At 71.6% G+C, this 11038-nt stretch carries 9 protein-coding genes and 1 tRNA gene; 4 read left to right on the top strand and 6 right to left on the bottom strand.

Annotated features, from left to right (window positions below; all coding sequences use genetic code 11):
• Positions 1-45: 45 nt before the first annotated feature.
• Together tilS and AB0K52_RS14665 are read right to left on the bottom strand one after the other, a co-directional pair.
• On the bottom strand, positions 46-1068 hold the full coding sequence (tilS, locus tag AB0K52_RS14670; RefSeq protein ID WP_363531489.1) for a tRNA lysidine(34) synthetase TilS: 1023 nt from the start codon (positions 1066-1068) through the stop codon (positions 46-48).
• Positions 1069-1073: 5 nt separating this feature from the next.
• Complete coding sequence (locus AB0K52_RS14665; protein WP_363531486.1) at positions 1074-2192, bottom strand: zinc-dependent metalloprotease; 1119 nt, start codon at positions 2190-2192, stop codon at positions 1074-1076.
• 305 nt (positions 2193-2497) lie between these two features.
• Here AB0K52_RS14665 and AB0K52_RS14660 point away from each other — a divergent pair, with 305 nt between their 5' ends.
• Positions 2498-4297 (top strand): carbohydrate-binding module family 20 domain-containing protein, encoded by a 1800-nt coding sequence (locus tag AB0K52_RS14660; protein ID WP_363531483.1) that lies wholly within the window; start codon positions 2498-2500, stop codon positions 4295-4297.
• Between the two features lie 71 nt (positions 4298-4368).
• Here the strand turns inward: AB0K52_RS14660 and dacB are convergent, their stop codons facing one another.
• Positions 4369-5808 (bottom strand): D-alanyl-D-alanine carboxypeptidase/D-alanyl-D-alanine-endopeptidase, encoded by a 1440-nt coding sequence (gene dacB / locus AB0K52_RS14655; RefSeq protein ID WP_363531480.1) that lies wholly within the window; start codon positions 5806-5808, stop codon positions 4369-4371.
• Positions 5809-5863: 55 nt separating this feature from the next.
• Here dacB and AB0K52_RS14650 point away from each other — a divergent pair, with 55 nt between their 5' ends.
• On the top strand, positions 5864-6361 hold the full coding sequence (locus AB0K52_RS14650; protein WP_205325795.1) for an inorganic diphosphatase: 498 nt from the start codon (positions 5864-5866) through the stop codon (positions 6359-6361).
• Positions 6362-6587: 226 nt separating this feature from the next.
• On the opposite strand, the gene AB0K52_RS14645 is transcribed toward AB0K52_RS14650, so the two are convergent.
• Positions 6588-7331: a peroxide stress protein YaaA gene (locus tag AB0K52_RS14645; RefSeq protein WP_363531476.1), complete on the bottom strand. Its 744-nt coding sequence runs from the start codon at positions 7329-7331 to the stop codon at positions 6588-6590.
• Positions 7332-7806: 475 nt separating this feature from the next.
• Here AB0K52_RS14645 and AB0K52_RS14640 point away from each other — a divergent pair.
• Positions 7807-7879: transfer RNA gene (locus AB0K52_RS14640), tRNA-Lys, on the top strand.
• A gap of 277 nt (positions 7880-8156) precedes the next feature.
• The gene (locus tag AB0K52_RS14635; RefSeq protein WP_363531473.1) at positions 8157-8369 is read left to right on the top strand and encodes a hypothetical protein; all 213 of its coding nucleotides are present in this window, start codon (positions 8157-8159) and stop codon (positions 8367-8369) included.
• A gap of 149 nt (positions 8370-8518) precedes the next feature.
• Here AB0K52_RS14635 and AB0K52_RS14630 read toward each other — a convergent pair whose 3' ends face one another.
• Both AB0K52_RS14630 and AB0K52_RS14625 read right to left on the bottom strand, forming a co-directional pair.
• A complete protein-coding gene (locus tag AB0K52_RS14630) occupies positions 8519-9658 on the bottom strand; it encodes an amidohydrolase (protein ID WP_363531470.1) in 1140 nt (379 codons plus the stop codon).
• Positions 9659-9772: 114 nt separating this feature from the next.
• The gene (locus AB0K52_RS14625) at positions 9773-10693 is read right to left on the bottom strand and encodes an alpha/beta hydrolase (RefSeq protein ID WP_363531467.1); all 921 of its coding nucleotides are present in this window, start codon (positions 10691-10693) and stop codon (positions 9773-9775) included.
• Positions 10694-11038: the final 345 nt, after the last annotated feature.

Below are 11038 nucleotides of genomic sequence, written 5' to 3'. Positions count from 1 at the left end.
GTTCGGGTTTTGCCCGGGGGCGTTGAAAACACCGGCGCCCGAGGCTCAGTGCTGCCCCGGATCCGACCAGCCCGGCGCGCCGGGCACCGCCGTCAGACGGCCGTCGCCGCGCCGCACCTCGATCCCTCCGGGAAGGAACGTCGGTCCCTGGCCGCGCCAAGCCGCGACCAGCGCGTCGACCGCCTCGAGATGCCGGTGGTTCAGCGCCGACCCGTCGACCCCCGCCTCGAGCACCCATGCCCGCAGCACCCGCTGCCGCACCGGCCCCGCCAGCGCCGCAACCCGCTTCGCATCGAGACTGCCGGTCTCGACCTCGCCCGCAGCACCCTCGACCCGGCATGCCTCCAGCGCCTCCTGCGCCACGCCGTCCAGATAATCAGTGTCGGCCCCGACGAGCGCCGCCGTCTGCGCGAGGTTCGCCACGACGTCCTCGCCGAGCGTCGCCGCCAGCACCTCCATCGCCGGCCGCAGCGCCGACCGCAGGAACCGCGGGTCAGCGTTGTGCGGGTCCGTCCACGGCTCGAGCCCGCGCTCGGCGCACGCCGCGTGCGTGTCCGCCCGCGAGACGCCCAGCAGCGGCCGCCGGTACACGCCCCGGACCGCCCGCATCCCGGCGATCCCGCGCGGCCCCCCGCCGCGCGCGAGCGCGAGCAGCACCGTCTCGGCCTGGTCGTCCCTGGTGTGCCCCAAGAGGATCGCGCCGGCATCGTGCCGCTGCGCGGCCTCGTCCAGCGCCGCGTACCGGGCCGCTCGCGCGGCCGCTTCCGGCCCGCCCGCCTCGCCGACGTCGACCGCGACCGCTTCGGCCGGGTCGAGCCCGACCTTCCGCGCCCATGCGACGACCGCCGCCGCGTGTTCGCGCGAACCCGCTTGCAGCCCATGGTCGATGGTCACGAGCCCGGCCCGCAGGCCCATGCGCGGCGCGCAGAACGCGAGCGTGTCGGCCAGTGCGAGCGAGTCGGGCCCGCCGGAGCAGGCGGCGAGGACGAGCGATCGGTCGGGCAGGCCGGCGATCGCGTCGCGGACGGCGACGCGCAGGCGCGCCACCGCCGGCGGCAGTTTCGCCATGCCGGTCAGCCGCGCCCGGCGCCGAGTCGCTGCGGCGCGAGGCCCTGGTCGCGCAGGACGCGCGCGATCCACCGGTCGGGGTGGTCGATCTCGGTCTCGGTGGGCAGGTGCTCGGGGCGTTCCCAGACGCGGTTGAAGCCGGTGAGGCCGTGCTCGGCGACGACGTGGTCGACGAAGCGGCGTCCGGCCGCGTACTGCCGCATCTTGGCGTCGAGGCCGAGGAGCTGGCGCAGGAACCGCTGCAGGGTGGTCGGGTTGGCGCGGCGGCGGTCGAAGCGGCGGCGCAGGAGCGCGACATGGTTGATGGCGGTGCGGCCGACGCCGTCCATGACGGATTCGGCGTGCCCCTCCAGCAGCGTCATGAGCGCCTGGATCTGCGAAATCGCTTCGCGCTGTTCAGGACTCGTGACCGCTGACATGACGTCGGTGCCGGGGAGCTCCTCGCGCGGCGGGCCGCCGCGTTCCTCTTCGCGGGCCGAGGCGAGGGCGCGGCGCACTGCGCGGGCGAGGCCGGAGGCGGTGGAGCGGTCGGGTTCGGCGGCGTCGAAGAACGCGTGGATGAGGTCGTGGAAGTGTCCGCGCATCCAGGGGACGGCGGTGAACTGGGTGAGGTGGGCGGCCTCGTGCACGGCGATCCAGAGGCGGAACTCGCGCGAGGGCAGGCGCAGGCGGCGTTCGACTTCGACGATGTTGGGGGCGACGAAGAGGAGGCGGCCGCTGTCGGTGGAGAAGGTCTCGAACTGGCCGAGCACGCGGGAGGAGAGGAACGCGAGGACCGCGCCGGTCTGGACGCCGGTGAGCTTGGCGGCGGCCGGGACGGGCGCGTTCGGGTCGAGGTCTTCGGCGCCGAGTTCGGTGAGGAGGCGCCGGAATCCGGCGATGTTGGCCCGGCTCCAGCGGATGCGGTCGACGACGTCGACGTTCACCGCGCTGCCGGGGACGAGTCCGGTGTAGTCGGTGACCAGGTCGATCGCGGTGCGGGCGTGCCGGTGGAGGTCGGCGACGACGTCGAGTGCGCCCTCGGGGCTCATACGGGGGCCGCCGCGGCTGAAGGCGCGTGAGCAGGAGGCGGCGGTCTGCCAGTCGACGGACGGCAGCATCGGGTTTCCTGCGGGCGGCGCCATCGGACAAGCCTATCCATAGCGCAGTTGCGGCGCCACTGGCACGCGCAAGCGGGCGCGAACCGGCATGTTTCGGACCTATGGAGCCCGGCCGGTCGCGTCCGTTTGCCGCCGTTGCCGAGCGTCGCCTGGGTCGTCGCCGGCAGGGGAGCGGTTTGCGGCGGTTCGCCCGTGCTGAATCTCACTCACAGTGACAACACGGATTCAAATATCGAACATCTTGAAACTATCGGACTCCGGATGCTACGTTCTTCTCAAGTCCGCAACATCTTGCAGTATTGCGGGCAGGAATTGCAAAGGGAGCAACGATGCCTCACCACGTCCGCCGCCGCGCACTGCCCGCCATCGGCGGTGCCGCCCTAGCGGCCCTCCTCGCCGCCGCGGTCGTCCCCACCGCCCATACCGGAGACGACCCCCAACCCCTCGACGCCGCCCCCGCCGCCGCCCTCACCGGCGGCGACTCCATCCTCAACATGTTCGAATGGACCTGGAACTCCATCGCCGCCGAATGCGCCGGCCCCCTCGCCGACTCCGGCTACACCTACGTCCAGACCTCCCCGCCCAACGAGCACATCCTCGGCGGAGACGCCACCGCCGGCGAAGAGCACGCCTGGTACATCCACTACCAGCCCGTCAGCTACAAGATCGAATCCCGCCTCGGCACCCGCGTTGAATACCAGAACATGGTCGCCACCTGCGAAGCCAACGGCATCGGCGTCATCGCCGACGTCGTCATCAACCACATGGCCGCCGGCTCCGCCACCGAAGAACGCACCGGCTGGGCCGGCAGCCGGTACCGCCAGTTCAGCTACCCCGACGCCGGCTACGACGCCTCCGACTTCCACAACACCGGCTCCTCCTACTGCGAGATCACCAACTACCAGGACCGCAACCAGGTCCAGAACTGCCACCTCGTCGGCCTCAACGACCTCGACACCTCCCAGACCGACGTCCGCGAGACCATCGCCGCCTTCCTCGACGACCTCCAGAGCCTCGGCGTCGCCGGCTTCCGCGTCGACGCCGCCAAGCACATCGCCGCCACCGACCTCGCCGCCATCATGAACCTCGTCGACGGCGACCCCTACATCGTCCAAGAAGTCATCGGCGCCCCCGGCGAACCCATCACCGAAGCCGAGTACACCGGCATCGGCGACGTCCAGGAATTCAGCTACGCCTACGACCTCAAGAACCACATCAACGGCGGCTCCGAAGCCCGCCACCTCACCACCATCGGCACCAGCTGGGGATACACCGCCCCCGCCGGCGTCTTCGTCGCCAACCACGACACCGAGCGCGGCTCCCAGACCATGAACTACCGGTACGGCCAGGACTACCTCCTCGCCGAAGCGTTCATGCTCGCCCACCCCTTCGGCACCCCCGCCTCCTACACCGGCTACGAATTCGCGAACAACCACGCCGCCCCGCCCCTCAACCCGGACGGCTCCGTCGCCGACGCCGTCTGCGGCACCGGCGCCTTCACCTGCATCCACCGCTCCCCCTACATGAGCGGCATGGCCGGCTTCCGCGCCGCCACCGCCGGCGAAGCCGTCGTCAACACCTGGGGCTCGGGCGACGCCCTCGCCTTCGGCCGCGGCGACGCCGGCCACGCCGTCGTCAACGCCGGCACCTCCTCGATCACCCAGACCTTCACGACCTCGCTGCCCAACGGCTCGTACGTCGACGTCATCTCCGGCAACACCGTCACCGTCTCCGGCGGCGCCTTCACCGCCACCGTCGCGGCCAAGACCGCGCTGGCGATCTACGCGGGCAACAGCTCGGGCGGCGGCGGCAACGAGGGCGAGGCGGACGACTGCGTCGTCGTGAACGCGACCGTGAGCGGCACGAACGTGGGCGACGAGGTGTACATCGTCGGTTCGATCCCCCAGCTCGGCAACTGGACCGCGATCAGCTCGGCGCACCTGTCGGGCGCGTCGTACCCGGTGTGGAAGGGCACGATCGCCGGCATCCCGGCGGGCACGACCTTCCAGTACAAGTACGTGATCGTCCGCTCCTCGGGCGCCTACACCTGGGAGTCGATCGGGAACCGGACGGCGACCGTGCCCGCCTCCGGCTGCCTGAACCTCAACCAGACCTGGAACGTCGCGTAACCCCGAGCGACGCAAAGGGGCCCCGGGCGACAGCCCGGGGCCCCTTGTTCGCGCTTCGTTCGCCTGCCGCGCTAACAGCCGCACTGCGACACCCCGGCGGTGACCTCGTCCATGGCCGCTTCGACGGCTTCCGTTCCGGTCGTGTGGCCGTTGCTGATGAGCGAGAAGATCAACTGCCTGCCGTCGGCGGTGGTGAGGGTGCCGGTCAGGGAGATGACGCCGGTCGGCTGCGTGAGGGTGCCGGTCTTGCCCCGCACGACGCCCATGCCCTCCGCGGCGTCGCCGAAGCGGTCGTCGAGTGTGCCCGAGTAGCCCGCGACCGGAAGCGACTCGAACACCGACGACGCCTGCGACCCGGCGGCGCCGAGCAGCATCTGCGTGAACGCCTCCGCGGTCATGCGGTCGTCGGGGGAGAGCCCGGACCCGTCGTGGAACACCAGCCCGGCCGTGTTCACCCCGAGCCCATCGAGGGTCGCGGTGTGCACGGTCGACATGGCGGCCCAGGTCATCTCGCCTTCGACCACCAGCGCGGTCTGCAGCGCCACCGCGTCCGAGAGCAGGTTGTCCGAGGTCAGGATGAACGAGTCGACGAGCGCGGACATCGGCGCCGAGTGGACGACGGCCAGCTCGGCCGCGCCCGCTTCGGCGGTCCCGGCCTCGACGGCGCTCGCGCCGAGGAGGTTCGCGAACTCCTGGGCGGCGACCAGCGCCGGGTCGGCGTGGTGGGGGGAGTACTTCAACGTGTTGTCGGTGCGGCCGCCGTCGACCATGATCGGCGCCATCGGCGCGGTCGAAGTGGCGAGCTCGCCTGCGCCGACGCCTGCGGCGCTGACCGAGTCGGTGAACACGCTCGTGTCGAGGTAGACGGTGGTCGGCGCGGTGCCGCCGCGCGCTTCGAGGACGAGTTCGGCGAGCTCGGTGAGGCTCGCGCCCTTCCCGTACGCCGTGTAGTAGCCCTCGCCGTCCACGGTCAGGGTCGGGTCGCCGCCGGCGACGAGCACGACGCTGTCCTCGGTCGGGCCCTCGACGACGGTGGTCGGGATGCGGTATTCGGCGCCGAGGTGCTGGAACGCGGCGACGGCCGTGACCACTTTCATGGACGAGGCGGGCGCGAGCGGGGTCGTCGCCTCCTGCTCGAAGAGGACTTCCCCGGTCAGGGCGTCGGCGAAGGACGCGGAGAGGCTCCCGTTGAGGCGGGCGTCGGCGAGCAGGTCCGGCAGTACCGAGGCGAGGTCGGGGAGCGGCGCGTCGGCGTCCGACCCGGCGAGGACGGGCGCGGGCTCGGCCGGGGGATAGGCCTCGGGGGCGGTGAGCGTCCCGGTCCTAGGGCTGGTGACGGCCGAGATCTGCCACACCAGACCCCCTGCGGCGGCTACGGTGACCACGATGGCGAGGGCCGCGAGAACCCAGGTGAGCGCCCGTCTGCGGCGCGCTCCGCCCTGCGGCGGGGCGGGTGCGGCGTGTGGCGTACTACTCGCGACCTTGGGGTCGGCGTTGTCACTGAGGGACATGCACAGAGACTAGGCCATCAAGAGCACTGCATTTGAGCCTGGAGGAGGTCGGCCGATGGAGTTCGACGTGACCGTGGAGATCCCGAAAGGGAGCGCCAACAAGTACGAGATCGACCACGAGACCGGACGCATCCGTCTGGACCGGACGCTGTTCACCGCGACGGTGTACCCGGCCGACTACGGCTTCATCGACGACACGCTGGGCCAGGACGGCGACCCGCTGGACGCTTTGGTCCTGGTGGAGCCGACGTTCCCCGGTTGCGTGATCCGCGCGCGTGCCATCGGCATGTTCCGGATGCGCGATGAGAAGGGCGTGGACGACAAGGTGCTGTGCGTTCCGGCCGAGGACCCCCGCAAGGACCGCTTCAAGGACATCGCCGACGTTCCCGAGTTCGACCGCCTGGAGATTCAGCACTTCTTCACGGTGTACAAGGACTTGGAGCCCGGCAAGAGCGTCGAAGGCGCGACTTGGACCGGACGGGCGGAAGCCGAGGAAGAGGTGCGCCGTTCCTTCGAGCGCGCCAAGGCCAACGGCTACCACTCGAACCACTAGCGGGACACGCACCACGAACAAGACGAGGAACGGCCCGGACGCACCGCGTCCGGGCCGTTCCTTTCGCCTACACCGCGACCATGACCGCCGCCGCCGGGTCCACCGCCGCCATCGTCCAGTCGCCCCGTTCACCCCGCCCGCGAAGCGCTTCAGCTCCGCTTCAGCTTTCCCGCGGCAGGGATGTTGCCGGGGGCCCGCGCTACTACACGCGAGGGTAGCTACGGACTCAGGTGCTCACGATGTCGAGTTGCCACGGCTTGGAGCGCGTCGCCGGCTCGCTGAGTTCGACCTTCCAGCCCTGTCCGGCGAGGAAGTCGGCGAGGTCCGCCGCGGACTCGGGCCGGGCACCGCCGGCGAGGAGCGCGCGGGCGACCTCGCCTCGGGTGGCCTTGGCCATGTGGGTGACCACGGTGCGCCCGCCGTCGGCGTCCTCTTTGAACACGCGTACGGCGACGCCGCGGTCCTTCGGGCCCCACACCTGGGCGTACGTGCCCGAACGCAGGTCCACGATGAGCTCGTCGCGGGCACCGAGCACGTCGGCCACGGCCGGTCGCCACAGTTTCGCGAGCGTGTCGAGCCCGGCGAACCGCGTGGACATCGGCATCCGGTACGGCGGCACCCGGTCGGAGGGCCGCAGGAGCCCCCACAGCGGCGACGCGATGAAGACCTGCTCGCCGTCGGGGAGGTCCCCGAGCCCGAGCCGGTCGTAGAGGACGCCGTTGTACAGCTCCCACGCCGCGAGGGTCGGCGCGGTGCGGAGCGTCCGGCCGGCCTGGACGTAATGGCGTGCGCTCGCAGGGAGTTTGAGCGCCTTCACGGCGGCGTCCTCGTCGGCGCACAGCTCGACCAGGCGGTCGACGAGGAGTTCGCGGGTGGGGTTCAGCGCGGGTGAGGAGAGTCGGCCGAGGTCCAAGGGCGGACCGTCGCCTTGACCGGCCTTTCCTTCTGACGGCGGCAGCAGTATGAGCACAGCAGGCGAGTCTACCTGCCCGTCCGCCTGGTGCCGCCGGGGCCGTGCCGCGCGGCGAGCGCATTCCCCAGTTCCGTTGGGAAATCACCCGACCGGGTGTGTCCGGGGTTGACGCCATGGTTTATAGTACATATGTTCGATCAAGCGGGAGCGGGTCCGACCCCACCGAGGACTGCGTGCGACGCTGGTCGAATAGGCGCGGCGGCGGTGCTCCGCGACTGCCGCCGCGCCGTCCACCAGCGGCGGTGCGAAGCCCACACCGCCCGCCGCAGGCTCCACCGCCACCGGCCCGGCGGTGGAGTCCGTCCGAAACCAGTCCTCCGCCACCGCTCGCCGCCTCCGGCGCGCCGTCCGCAGGCGGTGGACGACCGCCCTCCCGCCACTATCGCACCCGCCGCCGACAATCCGAGTGCCGCAGGCCATCCGGCCCCCGCCACCCGCACCGGCACTCCTCTGATGCGGTAATCTCCCCGTTGGGTCTATAGCTCAATTGGCAGAGCTGCGGACTTTTAATCCGTAGGTTGTGGGTTCGAGTCCCACTGGACCCACTTCATGACCGTCCCGGTCGGCGCCGCCGACCGGGACGGTTCGTTTTGCGGCACAAGGGGTGTGACCTGGGGCATGATCGGCACCGTGGTGTTCACGGGACTTGTCCGAGGGTTTCCTGAGGCGTAATGAGCCGGTGACACGGGCCCGTCAGAGTAGTGGCCGAGGCCCCGGAACCGACCGCGGGCGCCGGGGGACCACCCCGGCCATCGCGGAGCGGGCCTCACCGCCGCACCGGCGCGGCACGCATCTCGCATCACCGCCCGGAAGGAAACACCGATGGACGCTTACGGAATCTTGGCACTGCAGCTGTTCGGCACCGAGGCGCGCTCGGCACTGCCCGACGCGCCCGTCGTCGCCGAACGTCCCACACTGCGCAGCCGGATCGCCGGCGGCATCACCGCCGCCCGCCGCGGCCTCATCGCCCGCGACCTGCGGGCGGCTTCCGAAGCCGCCCTCCCGAAGCGGGCCGACGTCCGCCGCGCCGCCTGAGGCGCGCAAAGCGCAGGGCCGGGCAGCACCTTGACGGTGCCGCCCGGCCCCGCGCCGTTCCAGCCGTCCGGGGCGGCGGCCCAGCCTCCACAGCACTGCCGCCCCGGACCTGATGTTCAAGGCGCCCTCGGCGTCTCGAGCCCGCCGCGCTAGCCGACCGGCCTGCCGTCGATGTACGCCCGCTCGACGGTCGAGTAGATGTCCAGCGGATCGCCCGACCAGATGCAGAAGTCCGCGTCCTTGCCGGCCTCGAGCGAGCCGAGGCGGTCGTCGACGCCCATGATCTGCGCCGGGTTGATCGTCACCGACCGCAGCGCCGTGTCGCGGTCGAGCCCGGCCTTCACCGCCAGCATCACCTGGATGATCAAGTGCTCGATCGGGACGACCGGATGGTCCGTGGTGATCGCGAGCTTGACGCCCGCCGCGGCGAGCTTCGCGGCGTTCTCGGGCCACCGGTTCGCCGTCTCCACCTTCGACCGCGAGCACAGCAGCGGCCCGAAGATCACCGGGATCCCCCGCTCCGCGATCACGTCCGCGAGCAGGTGCGCCTCGGTCCCGTGGTCGAGCACCAGGTCGTACCCGAACTCCTCGGCCACGCGCAGCGCCGTGGCGATGTCGTCGGCGCGGTGGCAGTGCTGGCGCCACGGGATCTCACGGTCGAGGACCTTCCCGAGCACCTCGAGCGTGAGATCCCGGTCGCGGCCCTCCCCGGCCCGGTAGTTCTCGGCCTCCACGAACGCCTGGCGCAGCACCCCGGCCGTGCCCAGACGCGTCGACGGCGTCTTCTTCTGCTCGCCGTACACCCGCTTCGGGTTCTCGCCCAGCGCCGACTTCACGCCCGACGGCGACCGCAGCACCATCTCGTCCACATACCGCCCGACGGTCTTGACCGCGACGGTCTCGCCGCCGATCACGTTGCCCGAACCCGGGTTCACGTTCACCGCGAGCACCCCGCCCGCGAGCGCCTCGGCGAAGCCCGGCTCGGCCGGATTGATGCCGTCCAGCGCCCGCACATACGCCGTGTTCGGGTCGGTCATCTCGTTGGTGTCGTTGCCCGCCCAGCCCTCGGCCACCTCGTGCACGCCCAGGTGCGTGTGCGCGTCGATCAGGCCCGGCATGATCCACTTGCCGGTCGCGTCCTCGACCGGAACCCCTTCCGGCACAGGAAGATCCGCCCCGCCGACGGCGCTGATGCGGCCGTTCTCGACGAGGATGACGCCGTGCTCGATCGGCGCTGACGTGATGGGGACGATCGTGGCGCCGCGCAGCGCGAAACTGGCCTCGGACATGGACCCGCCTTCCAAGTGGCTCGTCGGTGGGGCGGTGGCCCCGCCGACCATCCTGCCCGATGCGCTAGCCGCGCGGCTAGCGCGCCGGCCGTTTCGTGGAGCGTCCCACTGCGGTCAGCTCGCCCACCGGATGATCTCCTTGGTGATCGTCTCCGGCGCCTCCTGCTGCGCGAAGTGGCCGACGCCGTCGAGGAGCTTCCACTCGTAGCGGCCGTGCACGTACCGGCCCGAGCCCTGCGCCGTGCGCGGCAGGACGCAGGAGTCGAGGGCGCCGTGCAGCTGCAGCGTCGGCACCGGCGTCGGACGCTGCAGCAGTTTCACGAACCTGCGTCCGGCCAGGCCCATCGCGGTGCGGAACGGCCACCGGAACGCCTCCAGGGCGCAGAAGGCGGCCTGGGGGATCTGGATGACGTCGCGGCAGGCGCGCACGTACTCCTGGAAGTCGCGGCTGCCCCGCCAGCCCGGGCCGGACCACGCGTACATGAGGTCGGCGACCTTCCGCGCGTCCCAGTCGGTGAGTTTGTGCTCGTAGCGGGGCATCTGGAACGCGAAGAGGTGCCGGGACGCCGTCATCTGTCCCTTCGGGTCGACCGCGAGCGCGGCGCGCTGGCGGAGCGGGTGGGCGGCGCCGATGACGACCAGGGACTTGAACTGGCGCGGGTGGAACGCGGCAGCGGCGAAGCCGAGGATGCCGCCGAGGTCGTGGCCGACGACGGTGGCCTCGCGCTCGCCGAGGGCGCGCACGAGTCCGACGACGTCGGCGGCCATCGTGTAGGCGTCGTAGCCGCGCGGCGGCTTGTCGGAGGCGCCGTAACCGCGCAGGTCGACGGCGACGACGCGGAAGCCGGCGCCGGCGAGCGCCGGGATCTGGTGGCGCCAGGCCCACCAGAACTCGGGGAAGCCGTGCAGCAGCAGGATGAGCGGGCCCTCGCCTGCTTCCGCGACGTGGAAGCGCGAGCCGTTGGCGTCGATGTGCCGGTGGGTCCAGGGGCCTTGCTTGATGGCGGCGCTGTCGGCGAAGGTCTTGCGGGTCACGCGCTCAGCGTACGAGGTCACCGCCCGCGAGGCGAGCCCCGGACGGCGGGGGAGGCGGCCCGTCACGCGGGACGGAGGCCGGGGGAGTCGCGGAGGCGGCCCGCTCGAGGCGCGGGAGGCGGGGTGGGTGCGGCGGAGCGGGCTGCGGCGGCCCGCCGCGGGCTCGCCTGTGCTTCGCGCGTAGGGCGTGCCCCGTCCCACCCGCATCCGCCTGCCGACCAACCGAAAAAGACCACGATCGCATGTGGGTGTGACATGTGAGGAGCGCTCGCGCGCGTGAGGATGAGGTCGGTGCGGGGTGCGGGGTGCGGGGTGCGGGGTGCGGGGTGCGGGGTGCGGGGTGCG

Origin of the sequence: Glycomyces sp. NPDC049804, from assembly GCF_040674615.1 — a bacterium.
Taxonomy (GTDB): domain Bacteria; phylum Actinomycetota; class Actinomycetes; order Mycobacteriales; family Micromonosporaceae; genus Glycomyces; species Glycomyces niveus.
Note: the sequence above shows the minus strand (reverse complement) of the source record. Positions and strands in the feature narration are given on the sequence as shown.